This is a genomic window from Microbacterium atlanticum (genome assembly GCF_015277815.1).
Lineage (GTDB): Bacteria > Actinomycetota > Actinomycetes > Actinomycetales > Microbacteriaceae > Microbacterium > Microbacterium atlanticum.
This window is the reverse complement of record NZ_CP063813.1, coordinates 1,182,835-1,199,069: the sequence shown is the minus strand read 5'-3', so window position 1 is coordinate 1,199,069 and position 16,235 is coordinate 1,182,835. Positions and strand designations below refer to the sequence as shown.

Below are 16,235 nucleotides of genomic sequence, written 5' to 3'. Positions count from 1 at the left end.
TCCAGCCTACGCGGCCGTCGTCGGATCCGGCTCGGAGCCGGTGAGGGCCCGGATGAGCGTCTGCGCGTCGTACGGGCCGACGTGCCGGACGCCGTTGATGAAGAAGGTCGGCACCGAGGTGATGTCCATCGCCTCGGCATCGAGCATGTCGTCCCGCACGCGGCCGGTGACCTTCGGTGAGCTCAGATCCTCCTCGAAGCGATCGACGTCCAGGCCCAGCTCACGCGCTCGCCGGATGATGTCCGACGGCAGCTGGTGCTCCTGGTCGGCGAACAGGCTGCGTGAGAACTCCGGCAGCTTGCCCTGCAGGTTGGCGGCCTCCGCGGCCTCGGCCGCGGCGAGCGCGTTCGGGTGCTGGCGCTCCAGCGGCGCATGCCGCCACACGTACCGCAGCCGCGGACCCAGCTCGGCGCGCACCTCTTCGATCGAGCCGGAGGCCTTCAGGCAGAACGGGCACTGGAAGTCGCCGTACTCCACGATCGTGAGCGGGGCGTCCACGTCGCCGTAGATGTGGTCCCGCTTCGGGTCGACCGGTCGCACCAGCACGCGTCCGCCGTCGTCGTCGGGCCGGCGGGCATCGGACAGGCGGAACACGATCGCCGCGAGGACGAAGGCGATGACGGATGCGGCCAGCACGCCGACCCGCGCCTCGTTCTGCACGTCGGGGTCATCGATGGCGAGATCGATGATGAACAGCGAGATCGTGAATCCGATGCCGCACAGCATCGCGCCGCCGGCGATGCGGTCGAGCGTCAGTCCCAGGCCGAACTCCCCGAGCTTGACGGCCTTCATGGTCGCGGCAGCACCGAAGACGCCGACGAACTTGCCCACCACGAGGCCCACGACGACGGCCCACGTGACGGGTGACTGCACGGCCGCGGCGAGGATGGGGCCCGAGATCTCGACGCCGGCGTTGGCCAGGGCGAACAGCGGCAGGATCACGTAGGCGACGTAGGGCGCGTACGCCGACTGCAGGCGCTCGTTGATCGAGATGGACTCGCGCAGGCTGTTGGCGGCCTGCCGGGCGTACTCGGTGTTCGGCGACTGGCGGAACATGCGGGCGAGCTCGAGCGCCTGCTCCACGTCCCGGCGGTTCGGCCGGTAGACCGGGATGAGGAGGGCGATGGCGACGCCCGCGAGCGTCGGATGCACCCCCGAGGCGAGGAAGGCCAGCCACACGATGATCGACAGCGTGGCGTAGATGGGCCCGCGCCCGCGCGGGATGTAGCGGGTGAAGAAGATCCCCGCGAGGCCCGCGGCGGCCACGAGCAGCGGAAGCGGAGTGAAGTTCTCGGTGTAGAAGAGGGCGATGATGCTGAGGGCCCCGATGTCGTCCACGACCGCCAGCGCGAGGAGGAACACGCGCAGGCGGCCCGACGCGCGCGGGCCGATGAGGGCGAGCGCACCCACCAGGAAGGCGGTGTCGGTCGAGATGACGACGCCCCACGCATGCTCCTGCCCGGAGCCGGCGGCGATGGCGAGGAACAGGCCGGCGGGCACGACCAGGCCGGCGACGGCGGCCACCACCGGGATCATCGCGCGAGACCAGCTGGTGAGCTCTCCGATCGCGAACTCCCGGCGCACCTCGAGCCCGACGGTGAAGAAGAAGATGGCCATCAGGGCGTCGTTGACCAGTGCGTGCAGCGTGAACTCCAGCTGGATGTCACCGAATCCGATCGTGAGATCGGTCTCCCAGAAGTCGTGGTACGACGCGGCACCCAGATTCGCCCACACGATCGCCGCGAGGGTGGCGAGGACCAGCAGGAGGGCTCCGGTGCGCTGCTCTCCCATGTTGCGGATGCGGTCGGCGATCGACGGCCGGCGCGCGTCGCGCTCCGGCGTCCCCGACCGGTCGGGCCGGCGCTCGGTGATCGGAAGTCGGGTCAAGACAAGCCTCCGCGGGGCGAGATGCGAGGAAACGGGTCGGCCTCAGTATGGAGCGAAACAGCCCGCCCGTGGGCCGGGACGAACGGATCGGCCGATCGCGCGTGTGGTAGTTTCGGCGCATGTCCGCTCGCCTCTCCTGGTGGCTCACCGCATAGGCGGTGGGTTGAGCGACTCAGACCGCCCTCGAGGCGGTCTTCTTCTTCGTAAGGGCTGCCTCCCCACGACGAAAGACCCACAGCCATGACCGGGCCCGCCCACCCTTCGCTTCGCGAGATCGCCCAGCGCGGCACCCCCTTCGCCCTGATCGCACGGGACAGCGCCACCGTCGAACTGCTCACCGGTGACGTCGTCGACGTCGAGCTGCTCGCCGACATCCCGCTGACCGACAGCGCCGGCACCCCTCGCGAGGTGCTGGCGCTGGTGCCGTTCCGGCAGGTCCGCGAGCGCGGCTTCGAGTGTCACGACGACGGGGCGCCGCTGCGCTGCCTCGTCGTCGCCGAACGCAGCGCCCTCCCGCGCGACGAGGTGCTGGCGCAGCTGCCGGCCGAGCCGGTCGCCCTCGAGGGCGCGGGCTTCGACATCGCCGACGACGAGTACGCCGACATCGTGCGCAGGGTGATCTCCGACGAGATCGGTCGCGGCGAGGGCGCGAACTTCGTGATCCGGCGCGACTTCACCGCCGGCGTCGCGGCGGATGCCGCCGAGGCCGCGCTGACGTGGTTCCGTGCCCTCCTCGAGCACGAGCGGGGCGCGTACTGGACCTTCGCCGTCGTCACACCCGGACACGTCGCCGTCGGCGCCAGCCCGGAGGCGCACGTCAGTGCTCGCGACGGCGTGGTGACGATGAATCCCATCTCGGGGACGTTCCGCCACCCGGAGGGCGGCGCGACGCCCGAGACGCTCGCCGAGTTCCTGCGCTCCACCAAGGAGACCGAGGAGCTTTTCATGGTCGTCGACGAGGAGCTCAAGATGATGAGCGCGGTCTGCTCGGACGGCGGCCGCATCACCGGCCCTCATCTGAAGGAGATGTCGCGGCTGACCCACACCGAGTACGTGCTGCGGGGCCGCAGCAGACTGGATCCCCGAGAGATCCTGCGCGAGACGATGTTCGCCCCGACGGTCACCGGCTCCCCCATGCAGAATGCCTGCACGGTCATCGCGCGCCACGAGACGAACCCCCGCGGGTACTACTCCGGCGTGGCGGCGCTCTTCACGCCCCGGCTCACGCTCACGGCAGGCGAGGCGACGCACGACCTCGACGCGCCGATCCTGATACGCACCGCCTATCTGCAGGACGGCCGCCTGCGCGTCCCGGTCGGCGCCACCCTCGTGCGGCACTCCGACCCGTACGGCGAGGTGGGCGAGACCCACGGGAAGGCGGCGGGCGTGCTCGGTGCCATCGGCGCGGTCCCCCGCGACGCCGCGGCCGAGGCCGCCGTCGCGGCCGCGACCGACGCCGACGTCATCGACGAGGACGCCCCCGCTCCGGCGCCGCGACGACTGGCCGACGATCCGGCGATCGCAGAGCTGCTGGCCTCGCGCAACGCCCGGCTCGCCGAGTTCTGGCTGAACCCGCAGGGCTCCGACGAGATCGGCCCGTTCGCCGGCCGCAACGCTCTCGTCGTCGACGCCGAGGACCGCTTCACGACGATGCTCGCGCACCAGCTGCGGCACCTCGGGCTGGACGCCCGCATCGTCCCGTGGCACGAGGTCACCGACGACGAGATCGACGCCGCCGAGCTGGTGATCTCGGGGCCCGGACCGGGCGACCCGCGGGATTCCGCCAGCCCGCGCATGCGCCGGATGCGCGAGGTGGTGACGCGGCGGCGGGATGCGGGGCGTCCCCTCCTGGCGGTGTGCCTCAGCCACCAGATCCTCGCAGACTCCCTCGGCATCGGCCTCGCGCCGCTGGAAACCCCGCACCAGGGCCTGCAGAAGTCGGTGGACGTGTTCGGGGTGCCGGCATCCATCGGCTTCTACAACACGTTCACCGCGCGGGTCCCCGCCGGAACGCGGCGGGTCGGCCAAGCCGAGGTCGCCGCCGACCCGTCGGGCGACGTGTACGCGCTGCGCGGTCCCGGGTTCGCCTCGGTGCAGGGGCACCTCGAGTCGATCCTGTCGCGGGACGGCATGACCACGCTGCAGCGCCTGGTCGAGCAGGCTCTCACACCCGTCGCCGCGTGACGAGACGGATGCCGCGGCTCAGCGCGCAGCACGCGCGGCGAGCAGGCGCCGCTCGGCTTCGTTGGCGGTGAGCTCGAGCGCACGGAGGTCCGCGGCGAGCGCCTCGCCGTCCCGGCCGAGCTCGCGCAGGAGCGACGCGCGCACCGCGTGCCAGAGGTGCGACCGCGCCAGAGCCGGCTCGAGCGCGTCGACCTCTGCCAGCGCGACGACAGCTCCGTCCACGCGAGCGAGCGCGACCGCGCGGTTGAGCAGCACGACCGGCGAGCGGTCGTACGCCCGCAGCATGTCGTAGAGCGTCAGCACCTGCAGCCAGTCTGTCGACGCGGCGTCCGCGGCATCCGCGTGACAGGCGGCGACGGCTGCGTGGAGCTGCCAGCGTCCGGGGCGCCGCAGCCGCGCCGCGCGCAGGAGCGTCTCGCGGGCGGAGGCGAGGAGCCGCGCGTCCCACCGCGAGCGGTCCTGGTCCGCCAGCAGCACCAGCTCCCCCTCGACGGCGCGGGCGGACTCCCGCGCCCGGTGGAACTCCAGCAGCGCGAGGAGACCCAGCGCCTCGGCGTGCTTCGGCAGCGCCTGGGCGATCACGCGCGCCAGCCACAGCGCGTCATCGGCGAGATCGCGGTCGGCCGCGGCATCCGACCCCGCCATGAAGTGCGCTTCGCTGTACATCACCGACACGACGGTGAGGACCAGATCCAGCCGCGCGGCGGCGTCGGGACCTTCCGGGACGCGCAGCGGGATGCCGCTCTCGGCGATCTTGCGCTTCGCCCGTGAGATACGCTGCCCGGTCGCCGGCTCGGTCGACAGCGTGGCGCGGGCGATCTGCGCGGTCGTCAGTCCGCACACCGCCCGCAGGGTGAGGGCCAGCTGGGACTCCGGCGCGAGAGCCGGGTGACAGCAGCCGAACAGCAGCGGCAGCCGCTCGTCCGCCGCAGCGGCTTCCGGTCGTCCGGCGGGTCGTTCGAGCAGCGCCACCTTGTCGCGCAGCACGCGCTCACGCCGCACGCGGTCCAGGGCGTTGTGGCGGGCCGCCTGCGTCAGCCACGCGCCGGGTCGGGGTGGGATGCCCTGCACCCGCCAGGCCCGCAGCGCTTCTTCGACGGCCTCGGCGACCGCCTCCTCGGCGATGTCGAAGCTGCCGAACGAGACCGTGAGGGCCGCCGTGATGCGCGCGGACTCCTCGCGCACCACGGCGGCCAGAAGACGATCGGATGCCGCGGCCCGCTCGCGCGCGCACCCCGGGTCCTGCGAGCCACCGCCGGCCGCGGCATCCGTTCCGGTCACTCGTCGAACTGGCTGTAATCGGTGACCATCGGCCGGATCTCGACCGCGACCCCCGGCAGGTCGAGCGACGGCCAGGTCTTGACCAGCGCGATGGCGGCGTCGAGGTCGGCCACGTCGATGACGCTGAAGCCGCCGACCACCTCCTTGGCCTCCGAGAACGGGCCGTCCACGACGACGGGACCGTTGTCGCCGTGGCGGACTGTGGTCGCCGTGTCGACGGGCAGCAGCTCGGCACCGCCGTCGGCGATGTGGTCCGAGTGCTCCCCGAACCATTCGTAGATCCGCCCGTAGACCTCCTGCGCCCGCTCCGGCGGCACCGCCGCGTCGAGTTCGGGCGTCGAGGTGAACATGATGACGTACTTCATGGCCGGTCGTCCTTTCGTCAGTGGAACCGTTTCATCCCCACAGCGAACGGACAAGGGCGTTCTCGACAGCACAGCCGAAAGAACCTCCCGCTGGCCCCGCGATCCGGTCAGAAGAGCGACACCGGGTTGAACAGGTCGGCGAGGATCAGGATGCCGCCCATCGCCACCAGCGCGATGAACACGGCGAACGTCAGCGGCACGAGTTTCGTGGCGTCGACCGGCTTCGGCGGCGGACGGCGGAAGATCTTGGCCCACGTCCGCTTGATCCCCTCCCACAGCGCGACGGCGATGTGCCCGCCGTCCAGGGGCAGCAGGGGGATGAGGTTGAAGACGAACAGGGCGATGTTCAGCGACGCCAGCAGCGACAGGAAGCCGGCCACGCGGTTGAGGACCGGGGAGTCCGCCGCCGCCACCTCGCCCGACAGGCGCCCGGCGCCGACGATGCTGAGCGGCCCGTTCGGGTCGCGCTCGCCACCGGTGACCAGGGTGACGCCGGTGTCCCACACCTTGACCGGCAGCTGCCAGATGATGGCCGCGACCGCCCCGACGTTCTCGATCGCCATCTGCGGGCCCACCCAGATGGGCTGTCGCACGTACTCCACCACCGGACCGACCCCGAGGAAGCCCACCTGGCCGGTGGTCGTGTCTCCGTCCGCAGCAGTCGCCCCGGACTCGACGGCGGCGGGGGTGATCGTGATCGACTGCTCCGTGCCGTCGCGCTCGATGACGAAGACCAGCGGCTCGCCGGGCGACGAGCGGATGATGGCGGATGCCTCGGAGAAGTCGGCCACCGGCTCACCGCCGATCGAGACGAGCGTGTCGCCCGGGCGGATGCCGGCCGTCGCGGCGGGGGCCGCCGGGTCCGACGCGGCGCACTCGCTCGCACCGGCCGCCGGCACGCACTCCGACAGCCGGGCGACGGTCGTCGTGGCTGTCTGGATGCCGATGCCGGTCAGCAGGATCGCGAACAGCACGATGGCGAAGAGCAGGTTCATCACCGGCCCGCCCAGCATCACCACGACGCGCTTCCATACCGGCAGGCGATAGAAGACCCTGGTGTCGTCCTCACCGTGGAGCGTCTCGTCGTTGGCGTCGCGCGCGTCCTGCACCAGCGTGGCGAAGAATCCGCCGCCCGCGCGGCCGTCTCGGCGGGCCGCCCGCGGGGACGGCGGGTACATGCCGGCCATCGAGATGTAGCCGCCCAGCGGGATGGCCTTGACGCCGTACTCGGTCTCGCCGAAGCGCCGCGACCAGAGCGTCGGCCCGAACCCGATCATGTACTGACCGACGCGGACGCCGAACTTCTTCGCCGGCCACAGGTGACCGAGCTCGTGGAGCGCGATCGACACGGCGAGGCCCACGACCATGAGCACGACGCCGATGACGAACGCGAGGACTTCCACACGCTCACGGTACTCGCGCGATGCTTTGAGTTGGGTGTGACGAGTGATCCTCCCCTACGAGGCGCGCGTGACGGGTGCGGCGACCGGAGGGCCGGCAGCAGGCGCCGTGCGAAGATGGATCCGCCATGCCCACCGACGCGCCCTCCAATCTGCCCCCGGTACTCCGCCCCGACGCGCCGCCGACCCACTCCCTCGCCGACCTCGCAGAGTTCCTGCGGACGGACGTGCGCGGCCGCGCCGAGGGCGTCCGCCTCACCGGCGTGACCCTGGCGACGGCCGATCTCCGCCCAGGCGACGTGTTCGTCGCCGTGCAGGGCGTGAACCGTCACGGTGCGGAGTTCGCCGCCGCCGCCGCCGACCGGGGTGCCGTCGCGGTGGTGACGGATGCCGCGGGCGCCGACACCGCCGCCGCGAGCGGCCTGCCCGTGCTGGTCGTCGACGACCCGCGGGCGCTCCTCGGCGAGCTGTCGGCGTGGGTGTACAGCACGGGGAGGGACGACGAGCTGCCGACGCTGTTCGGCACGACCGGGACCAACGGGAAGACGAGCGTGTCGCACCTGCTGGAGGGCATCCTCGGGCAGCTGGGCGCCGTCACCGGCCTGTCGTCGACGGCCGAGCGTCACATCGCCGGACAGGTCATCGTCTCGCGCCTGACCACGCCCGAGGCGTACGAGATGCACGCGCTGCTGGCGCTGATGCGCGAGCGGGGGGTCGAGGCGGTCGCCGTCGAGGTGAGCGCCCAGGCGCTGAGTCGCCGGCGCGTCGACGGGATCGTGTTCGACGTCGCCGGTTTCACCAACCTCACCCACGACCACCTCGACGACTACGCCGACATGCGCGAGTACTTCGAGGCGAAGCTGCCGCTGTTCCGTCCGGACCGCGCCCGTCGCGCCGTCGTGTGCATCGACTCCGCGCCGGGAGCCGAGGTCGTCGCCCGCAGCGAGGTGCCGACGGTGACCGTGGGCACCCCGGCGCTGGCCTCCGACACGGGGGCCGCGGCCGCCGCCGACTGGGTGGTCGACATCCTCGACGAGCGGCCGGTGGGCACCCGGTTCCGCCTCACCGCCCGGGACGGGCGGACCCTGACCACCCTCGTGCCGGTGATCGGCCGGCACATGGCGGCCAACGCGGGCCTCGCCATCGTCATGATCCTCGAGGGCGGCTACGCGTGGGAGCGCCTGGTCGCGGCGTTGGACGGCGGGCGCATCGAGGCGTACCTCCCCGGACGCACCGAGCTCGTGTCCGGGGACGCGGGCCCGGCGGTGTACGTGGACTTCGGGCACTCCCCCGACGCCTTCGAGAAGACGCTCGCCGCCGTCCGGCGCGTGACGCCGGGCCGGGTGGTGATGCTCTTCGGGGCCGATGGCGACCGCGACGCGACCAAGCGCCACGACATGGGCCGCACCGGCGTCGAGGGCAGCGACATCCTCGTGATCACCGACCACCACCCTCGGCACGAGGATCCGGACTCCATCCGCGCCACCCTCATCCAGGGCGCGCGTCTGGCCCGCCCCGACGCCGACATCCGCGAGTACTCCCCGCCGGAGCGCGCGATCATCGAGGCCGTCGCGCTCGTGGGCGATGGCGACGCGATCCTCTGGGCGGGGCCCGGTCACCAGGACTACCGTGACATCCGCGGCATCCGTACGCCCTACTCGGCGCGGGAGCTGGCTCGCCGCGCGCTCCGCGACGCCGGCTGGCCCGTGCCGGAGCCGCACTGGCCGGTGCCGTATCCCGACGACGAGACCCCGGCGTCCGATCCGCTTCGGCCGGTCCACCCCGAGGCCTGATCCGCCGGCCCGGACTGCGGGCTCAGGATGCCGCGGCGATGGCCTCGTCGGCGGTCCGGCGCGCCCACTCCTCCGCGTCCGAGAGCGAATCGCGAGTGAGGGCGTCGGGCGCGTCGTGCGCGTCGACCACCCGCGCGACGGTGTCGACGATGCCGAGGAAGCCCAGCCGCCCCTCGTGGAAGGCATCCACCGCCTGCTCGTTCGCGGCGTTGAAGACCGCGGGGTAGGTGCCCCCCGCGCGTCCGACCTGCTTGGCGAGCCGGACGGCGGGAAACGCGTCGTCGTCGAGCGGCTCGAAGGTCCACGAGGTGGCCGTCGTCCAGTCCAACGGTCGGCCCACCCCGGCGACGCGGTGCGGCCAGTCCAGGCCCAGGGAGATGGGCAGGCGCATGTCGGGCGGCGAGGCCTGGGCGATCGTCGACCCGTCGACGAACTCGACCATCGAGTGGACGATCGACTGCGGGTGCACCACGACATCGATGTCGGCATAGGGGACGCCGAACAGGAGGTGGGCCTCGATGACCTCCAGGCCCTTGTTCACCAGAGTGGCCGAGTTCGTGGTGACGACGCGCCCCATGTCCCACGTCGGGTGCGCGAGCGCGTCGGCAGGGGCGACGTCCGCGAGCGACGCACGACTGCGTCCTCGGAACGGTCCTCCGGATGCCGTCAGCACGAGGCGGCGCACCTCCTCGGGCTCACCGGCGCGCAGCGCCTGCGCGATCGCGGAGTGCTCGGAGTCGACGGGCACGATCTGCCCGCGGCGGGCTCGCGCAGTGACGAGGTCGCCCCCGACGATGAGGGACTCCTTGTTGGCCAGCGCCAGCGTCCGTCCGGTCTCGAGCGCGGCGAGGGTGGGACCGAGTCCGACCGAGCCGGTGATGCCGTTGAGCACGACGTCGGCCTCGATGTCGCGGACCAGCTGCTCGGCCTCCGCGGCGCCGAGCGCCGTGTGCTCGACGCGGAACTCGTCGGCCTGCGTCTGCAGCGTCGTCCGGTCGGATCCCGCCGCGAGGCCGACGACCTCGAACCGCCGCGGGTTGGCCCGCACCACGTCGAGGGCCTGTGTGCCGATCGAGCCGGTCGAGCCGAGGATGAGGACGCGCCGCATCCGGCCAGCCTAGCGAGCGGCCGCAGGCGGGCGAGGCTACTGCGCGGCGGCGGCGCGCTGCACGCCGAGGATGTCGACCACGAAGACGAGGGTCTCGCCGGTGAGGTCGGCGTCGTTGATCTCGCCCTCGCCGTAGCCGAAGGCGGGCGGGATGACCACGAGCACCTGCGAGCCGACAGCCTGACCCTCCAGCGCCTGCTGGAAGCCCTCGACGACGCCCGTCGTCGCGAAGGCGGCCGGCTGCCCGCGCTCCCAGCTGGAGTCGAACACCGAGCCGTCGGACCACTTCGCACCGGTGTACTGCACGAAGACCGTGTCGCCGGGCTCGACGACCGGGCCGTCGCCGGTCTTCAGCTGCTCCAGCTGCACCTCGGTCGGCGGCTCCGAGTCGGGAATGGAGATGGTCGGGGCGCCCTCTTCGGAGAACTCGACAGTGGGGAGGCCGTCGACGGGCTCCTGCTCCTCGCCGCCGGCTGTCGTCGGAATCAGCTCGGTGGTCTCCGCGACGACCACGACCGGCGAGCCGCCCTCGCCGAAGGCGCTGCCCGGGATGGTCATCGCGATGGTCGACCCGAGCGGCGCGCACTCGAGGGTGGCGACGAACAGCGAGTAGCTCTGCGGATCCAGCAGGATCGGAACCTCGCCCGAGTCATCGGGCGAGGTGTCGGAGGAGTCCTGCAGCAGCTCGCCGCTGGATCCGTCGTAGACCGAGTAGAAGCCGCTCACGAGCGCCCCGGCCGCGAGGTCGTCGCCCGACCCCTCTGTCGTGACGGTGCGCTGCACGTCTTCGAATGCCAGCGAGTCCGGAACGGTCGCGGCGAGGTCCGCACCCGAGCCGGTGATCTCGACGGCGTCCGAGTCGGCACCCGGCTGCGCATCGAGCAGGCAGGCGGAGTCGGAGGTCGAGGTCGGCGACGGTGTCGCGTCGGGTTCGCCTGAGCCCGAGCATCCGGCGAGCACGAGTGCCGACAGCGCGGCGGCGGACAGGGCGGCGAGCGGGCGAATGCGCACGGAGGGACCTCGAGACGGTGTAGGGGGAGCCTCCATCCTTCCGCATCTTTTCTCTGATCGCGCTGGGAAGCGGCCATGCCGATACCGGAATGCAACCGGGAGTACCCTCTACGGGTGACTTCCGACCTCGTACCCGGCACCGACGACAGGGCGGACGAGACGGCAGACGCGCAGGAGTCCGCAGCGGGCACCGCCCGGATGGGTGCGACGTACGCCCTGGGCCGCTTCATCATCGCGCCGCTGGCCCGCGTCGCCTACCGCCCGCACGTCGAGGGCAAGGCGCACGTGCCCAAGAGCGGCCCGGTGATCTTCGCGAGCAATCACCTGTCGTTCATCGACTCGATCGCGATCCCCGTCGCCGCCCCGCGGCCGGTGCACTTCCTCGCGAAGTCGAGCTATTTCGAGAAGCCGGCATCTCGCTGGTTCTTCACCGCGATCGGCGCCATCCCCGTCAAGCGCGGCGCCGGGCAGGCGGCCCTGGACGCCCTGGACCAGCAGCGCGCGCTGCTGGACGAGGGCAGCGCCGTCGCGCTCTACCCGGAGGGCACCCGGTCCCTCGACGGGCGCCTGTACAAGGGACGTACGGGAGTGGCCTTCCTCGCCCTGCAGACGGGCGCCCCGGTCGTGCCGGTCGGGCTCATCGGAACCGACAAGGTGATGCCGGTCGGTGCGAAGAAGCCCTCGATGAAGCACCGGATCACGGTGAGATTCGGCAGGCCGCTCGACCTGTCGCATCACGGCCACGCCTCCTCGGGCAGGGCCCGCCGCCTGGCGACCGACGAGATCATGAGCGCCATCCACGCCCTCTCGGGCCAGGAGCTCGCGCACGCCTACAACGAGGTGCCGGCTCACAACCCGATCGAGCGGATCAGGCAGGTGCTCCCCCACGAACGCCGCTGACCCGTGCCCGCGAGCCGACGGAAGGCGGGCGTCAGGCGCCGGCGACGAGGATCGTGGGCTCGTGCCGCACCGGGAAGTTCACCGAGTTCGCGATGAAGCACCACTCGTGGGCCTGCGCGTGCGCGGCGGTGGCGGCATCCGTCATCGACGCGTCCGCCACCGTCACGCGCGGCCGCAGCACGACCTCGCGGAATGCGCCGCCGCCGTGTCCGTCCTCGACCATGAGGCCGGATGCCTCGTCCTCGTAGCCGACCACCACCACGCCGGCGGTCACGCAGGCGTGCAGATACGACAGCAGGTGGCACTCGCTGAGCGCCGCGAGGAGCATGTCCTCGGGGTTCCACCGGGAGCGGTCGCCGCGGAACGGCTTGTCGGATGAGGCGAGGAGGGTCGGCTTTCCGTCGATCTCGATGGTCGCGGAGCGGTCGTAGTCGCGGTACCCGGAGGTGCCGGTGCCCCGATCACCCGTCCAGGTCGTCCGGACGGAGTATCGATGCTCGCCCCACATGAGCACAGTCTGTCATGCGGGCCCATCGGCGGCTCGAGGGTAGGCTGGCACGGTGCCGCAGACCTTCGCCGCAGCCGACGCCGTCGAGCTCGCCGTCGTCGACCGCAGCGGCTTCATCGAGTCCCGGCACGCCGGGATCGCCATCGTCCTGAGCGCCGACGGGGCCATCGCCGAGAAGCTCGGCGATCCTTCGTCCCTCATCCTCCCGCGCTCGTCGCTCAAGCCGCTTCAGGCGCTCGCGTGCCTGTCGGCCGGCGCTCCCCTCGAGGGCGAGCGGCTCGGGCTGGCCACCGCCAGCCACTCCGGCACCGACCGCCACGTCGCGGTGGTGCGTGAGATCCTCGCCGCCGCAGAGCTCAGCGAGGACGCCCTCGGCTGCCCCGCCGCCTGGCCCGGTGACACCGCCACACGCGACGACCTCGTCCGGGAGCTCGGTCAGCCCCAGCGCGTCCGCATGAACTGCTCGGGCAAGCACGCCGCGATGCTGCTCACGAGCGTCGTCAACGGCTGGGATCCCGCGGGGTACCTGTCGCCCGAACACCCGGTGCAGCAGCTGATCCGCGATACGGTCGAGCGGCTCACCGGCGAGAAGGCGGCCGCGGTCGCCGTCGACGGATGCGGCGCCCCGGTGTACGCGATGACGCTGTTCGGGCTGGCGCGGGCGATCCACCGCATCGGCACGTCGTCCACGACCTCCCCGTTCGCGCTGCACCGCAGCGCGGGAGCACTCGTCGAGGCGGTCCGCGCGGCGCCCTGGACGATCGACGGCCCCGCCCGCCCCGACACGATCGTGATCGAGCGGCTCGGCGTCTTCGCCAAGGGCGGTGCCGAGGGCGTCATGGTGATGGTCGCGCCCGACGGCACCACCGTCGCACTCAAGATGCTGGACGGCAGCGGCCGCGCGGCCACCGCGGTCGCGCTGCGACTGCTGGAGCGCCACGGTGCGCTGGCGGCCGCGGACGTCGCCGGGACGATGTCGAGGCTTGCGCTGACCGTCACCGGCGGCGGACAGGATGTCGGGGCCATCCGCCCGGCTTTCTAGAGGCGCTCCCACGAGGAGCCCGAGCGCTCCAACGGCGGAGCGGAAAGGATCACACGATGAGGATCAGCGTCCCCACCGAAGTGAAGAACAACGAGTACCGGGTCGCGCTCACCCCCGCAGGCGTGCACGACCTGGTGGCGGCGGGCCATGAGGTGTTCGTGCAGCGCGGCGCGGGCGAGGGGTCGTCGATGCCCGACGCCGAGTACGAGGCCGCCGGCGCGCACATGCTCGCCGACGCGGCGGAGGTGTGGGCCCGGGCGGAGCTGCTGCTCAAGGTCAAGGAGCCCATCGCGAGCGAGTACGGCCACTTCCGCGACGACCTCGTGCTGTTCACCTACCTGCACCTGGCAGCTGACCGCCCGCTGACCGAGCGACTGGTCGCCGACCGCGTCACCGCGATCGCCTACGAGACGGTGCAGCTCGCCGGCGGCGGACTTCCCCTTCTCGCCCCGATGAGCGAGGTCGCCGGCCGACTCGCACCGATGGTCGGCGCCAGCACGCTCATGCGATCGGCGGGAGGTCTGGGCCTGCTGATGTCGGGCGTGCCCGGCACGCGACCGGCGTCGGTGACCGTGATCGGCGGCGGCGTCGCCGGAGCGAACGCGGCGGTGATCGCCGTCGGCATGGGGGCCGATGTCACCGTCTTCGACACCAACGTGCAGCGACTGCGCTACCTCGACGACCACTTCCAGGGCCGGGTGAAGACGGCCGCGTCCAATCCCCTGGACCTCGACCGTGCCGTCGTGGCGTCGGACCTCGTCATCGGCTCGGTCCTCATCCCCGGTGCGAAGGCTCCCAAGCTCGTCACCAACGACATGGTCTCGCGCATGCGCCCCGGCTCGGTGCTCGTGGACATCGCGGTCGATCAGGGCGGCTGCTTCGCCGACACGCACCCCACCACGCACGCCGAGCCCACCTTCCCGGTGCACGGCAGTATCTTCTACTGCGTCGCCAACATGCCCGGCGCCGTGCCGAACACGTCGACCTCTGCTCTGACGAACGCGACGCTCCCCTACATCCGTCAGATCGCGCGACGGGGCTGGGTGGAGGCGCTGCGAGCGGATGCCGCGCTCGCCGGCGGTCTCAACACCCATGCCGGGCGCGTGGTGAACGCCGGCGTCGCGACGGCTCACGGGTTCGAGCTCGCGCCGCTGGACGACGTGCTCGTCTGACGCCCCCGCGCGCCGCGTCAGGCCAGGCCGCCGTCGACGGAACGCCCGTAGTCGGCGGGGTCGTCGGGCACGAGCACCGGCGTGTCGCGGTTGAGGCTCTCGCCCCGGAAGAACGGCTTCGAGCCGGGGAAGGCGTACCACAGCAGCATGAGCAGCACCCCGAATGCCAGCGCCCCCACCCCGAGCACGAAGGTGCCCCCGATGCCCAGCAGCACGGTGTAGCCGTAGTCGACGTCGTACATGTCGATCGCCGACTGCACGAAGGCGTAGGTGAGCATGAGGGCTCCCAGCAGCGGGAACAGGAACCTGTAGAACACGTTCCGCGTCGACGTGAACAGCTCGCGACGGTAGTACCACACGCAGGCGTAGCCGGTGATGGCGTAGTAGAACGCGATCGCAAGCCCCAGCGACAGGATCGAGTCCTGCAGGATGTTGTCGCTGATGAGCGTCATGCCGACGTAGTAGACGACGGCGACGGTTCCCATCACCAGGGTCGAGAACGAAGGCGTGCGGTAGCGAGGATGCACCGTGGAGAACTTGCGCGGCAGCGCGCGGTACGCCGCCATCGCGAGCGTGCCGCGCGCGGTCGGCAGGATCGTGGTCTGCGTGGAGGACACCGCGGAGATCATGACCGCGACGACCAGCACCCAGCCGAGCGGGCCCAGCAGGCCGTCCTTGATCGCCAGGAAGAAGTCGTCGGCGTTCGCCTCGTTCCCCAGGCCCGTGCCCGTGTCGCCGAGGCCGGCGTACATCATCGCCGCGACGGTGACCCCGACGTAGGTGACCAGCAGGATCACCGTCGTCAGCAGCGCAGCGCGGCCCGGGATGCGCTTGGGGTCCTTCGTCTCCTCGTTCAGCGCGAGACACGTGTCCCAGCCCCAGTAGATGAACAGCGCCAGCAGGACCGCCTCGACGAAGCCGCTCCACTCGGTGAAGGCGAACGGGTTGAACCACGACCAGTCGAACGGCGTGGCGTCGGGGGCGGTTCCGCCGAAGAAGTGCCACAGCGCGGCGACGACGAAGATGGCCAGAGCCAGATACTGCACGGCCAGCAGCACGTTCTGCACCCGCTCGCCGATCTCGACGCCGCGCCAGCTGATGTAGGTCATGAGGGCGATGAAGACGACGCCGGTCGCCGTCACGAGCGGCACGTTGTCGGAGAGCAGCGCGTCGGCGGGGCTGCGCACGATCCCGTCGATGAGCGCCCAGAAGTAGATGCCGCCGATCTGCGCGAGGTTGGCCAGCACGACCATGCCCGCGACGGCGACACCCCAGCCGCCGAGCCAGCCCACCCACGGGCCGAACGCCTTGGTCGCCCACGTGAAGGTGGTGCCGCAGTCGGGCACCTCGCTGTTGAGCTCCCGATAGGCGAACGCGATGAAGAGCATCGGGATGAACGCGATCACGAAGGCGATCGGGGCCTGGGCGCCGACAGCCAGCACCACGAACCCGAGCGTCGCGACCAGGGAGTAGACCGGTGCCGTGGAGGCGAGGCCGATGACGGTCGAGCCCCAGAGCCCGAGGGTCCCCGCCGCCAGTCCCTTGCCGTCCGGTCGCCGGAGTTCGATCGGAGAAGTAGCCACA

13 protein-coding genes are annotated in these 16,235 nt (G+C 71.6%); 5 read left to right on the top strand and 8 right to left on the bottom strand.

Features of this window, described 5'->3' with window-relative positions:
• Nucleotides 1-6: 6 nt before the first annotated feature.
• Entirely contained in the window at nt 7-1,791 is a 1,785-nt protein-coding gene (gene nhaA, locus IR212_RS05260; protein ID WP_194398540.1) for a Na+/H+ antiporter NhaA, read from the bottom strand.
• 336 nt (nt 1,792-2,127) lie between these two features.
• Here nhaA and IR212_RS05255 point away from each other — a divergent pair, with 336 nt between their 5' ends.
• Nucleotides 2,128-4,071, top strand: a complete 1,944-nt coding sequence (locus IR212_RS05255) for an anthranilate synthase family protein (protein WP_194397915.1) — start codon at nt 2,128-2,130, stop codon at nt 4,069-4,071.
• A gap of 18 nt (nt 4,072-4,089) precedes the next feature.
• On the opposite strand, the gene IR212_RS05250 is transcribed toward IR212_RS05255, so the two are convergent.
• The 3 genes from IR212_RS05250 to IR212_RS05240 form a co-directional block, all read right to left on the bottom strand.
• Nucleotides 4,090-5,352, bottom strand: a complete 1,263-nt coding sequence (locus tag IR212_RS05250; RefSeq protein WP_194397914.1) for an RNA polymerase sigma factor — start codon at nt 5,350-5,352, stop codon at nt 4,090-4,092.
• Nucleotides 5,349-5,717, bottom strand: a complete 369-nt coding sequence (locus IR212_RS05245) for a YciI family protein (RefSeq protein ID WP_194397913.1) — start codon at nt 5,715-5,717, stop codon at nt 5,349-5,351. Before IR212_RS05245 ends, IR212_RS05250 begins: the two co-directional genes overlap by 4 nt.
• Nucleotides 5,718-5,824: 107 nt before the next feature.
• Nucleotides 5,825-7,120 carry a M50 family metallopeptidase gene (locus tag IR212_RS05240; protein WP_194397912.1) on the bottom strand — a complete coding sequence of 432 codons (1,296 nt, stop codon included), beginning with the start codon at nt 7,118-7,120 and terminating at the stop codon, nt 5,825-5,827.
• A gap of 125 nt (nt 7,121-7,245) precedes the next feature.
• Between IR212_RS05240 and IR212_RS05235 the strand changes: the two genes are divergently transcribed.
• The gene (locus tag IR212_RS05235) at nt 7,246-8,910 is read left to right on the top strand and encodes a Mur ligase family protein (protein WP_194397911.1); all 1,665 of its coding nucleotides are present in this window, start codon (nt 7,246-7,248) and stop codon (nt 8,908-8,910) included.
• A gap of 22 nt (nt 8,911-8,932) precedes the next feature.
• Here the strand turns inward: IR212_RS05235 and dxr are convergent, their stop codons facing one another.
• Together dxr and IR212_RS05225 are read right to left on the bottom strand one after the other, a co-directional pair.
• Complete coding sequence (gene dxr / locus IR212_RS05230; RefSeq protein WP_194397910.1) at nt 8,933-10,018, bottom strand: 1-deoxy-D-xylulose-5-phosphate reductoisomerase; 1,086 nt, start codon at nt 10,016-10,018, stop codon at nt 8,933-8,935.
• Nucleotides 10,019-10,054: 36 nt separating this feature from the next.
• Nucleotides 10,055-11,029: an FKBP-type peptidyl-prolyl cis-trans isomerase gene (locus tag IR212_RS05225; protein ID WP_194397909.1), complete on the bottom strand. Its 975-nt coding sequence runs from the start codon at nt 11,027-11,029 to the stop codon at nt 10,055-10,057.
• A gap of 198 nt (nt 11,030-11,227) precedes the next feature.
• Here IR212_RS05225 and IR212_RS05220 point away from each other — a divergent pair, with 198 nt between their 5' ends.
• Complete coding sequence (locus IR212_RS05220; protein WP_194398539.1) at nt 11,228-11,929, top strand: lysophospholipid acyltransferase family protein; 702 nt, start codon at nt 11,228-11,230, stop codon at nt 11,927-11,929.
• A 31-nt stretch (nt 11,930-11,960) separates the two neighbouring features.
• Here the strand turns inward: IR212_RS05220 and IR212_RS05215 are convergent, their stop codons facing one another.
• Nucleotides 11,961-12,437: an OsmC family protein gene (locus IR212_RS05215; protein ID WP_194397908.1), complete on the bottom strand. Its 477-nt coding sequence runs from the start codon at nt 12,435-12,437 to the stop codon at nt 11,961-11,963.
• Nucleotides 12,438-12,489: 52 nt separating this feature from the next.
• On the opposite strand from IR212_RS05215, the gene IR212_RS05210 reads away from it, so the two are divergent.
• Both IR212_RS05210 and ald read left to right on the top strand, forming a co-directional pair.
• Complete coding sequence (locus tag IR212_RS05210; RefSeq protein ID WP_194397907.1) at nt 12,490-13,479, top strand: asparaginase; 990 nt, start codon at nt 12,490-12,492, stop codon at nt 13,477-13,479.
• Between the two features lie 56 nt (nt 13,480-13,535).
• The gene (gene ald / locus IR212_RS05205) at nt 13,536-14,651 is read left to right on the top strand and encodes an alanine dehydrogenase (RefSeq protein ID WP_194397906.1); all 1,116 of its coding nucleotides are present in this window, start codon (nt 13,536-13,538) and stop codon (nt 14,649-14,651) included.
• 17 nt (nt 14,652-14,668) lie between these two features.
• Here ald and IR212_RS05200 read toward each other — a convergent pair whose 3' ends face one another.
• Complete coding sequence (locus IR212_RS05200; protein ID WP_194397905.1) at nt 14,669-16,234, bottom strand: APC family permease; 1,566 nt, start codon at nt 16,232-16,234, stop codon at nt 14,669-14,671.
• Nucleotide 16,235: the final 1 nt, after the last annotated feature.

Excerpts from the sequence above, each read along its gene's own strand:
- nhaA (WP_194398540.1), bottom strand. The coding sequence starts at position 1,791 with ATGGGAGAGCAGCGCACCGGAGCCCTCCTGCTGGTCCTCGCCACCCTC.
- IR212_RS05255 (WP_194397915.1), top strand. The coding sequence starts at position 2,128 with ATGACCGGGCCCGCCCACCCTTCGCTTCGCGAGATCGCCCAGCGCGGC.
- IR212_RS05245 (WP_194397913.1), bottom strand. The coding sequence starts at position 5,717 with ATGAAGTACGTCATCATGTTCACCTCGACGCCCGAACTCGACGCGGCG.
- IR212_RS05235 (WP_194397911.1), top strand. The coding sequence starts at position 7,246 with ATGCCCACCGACGCGCCCTCCAATCTGCCCCCGGTACTCCGCCCCGAC.
- dxr (WP_194397910.1), bottom strand. The coding sequence starts at position 10,018 with ATGCGGCGCGTCCTCATCCTCGGCTCGACCGGCTCGATCGGCACACAG.
- IR212_RS05220 (WP_194398539.1), top strand. The coding sequence starts at position 11,228 with ATGGGTGCGACGTACGCCCTGGGCCGCTTCATCATCGCGCCGCTGGCC.
- IR212_RS05215 (WP_194397908.1), bottom strand. The coding sequence starts at position 12,437 with ATGTGGGGCGAGCATCGATACTCCGTCCGGACGACCTGGACGGGTGAT.
- ald (WP_194397906.1), top strand. The coding sequence starts at position 13,536 with ATGAGGATCAGCGTCCCCACCGAAGTGAAGAACAACGAGTACCGGGTC.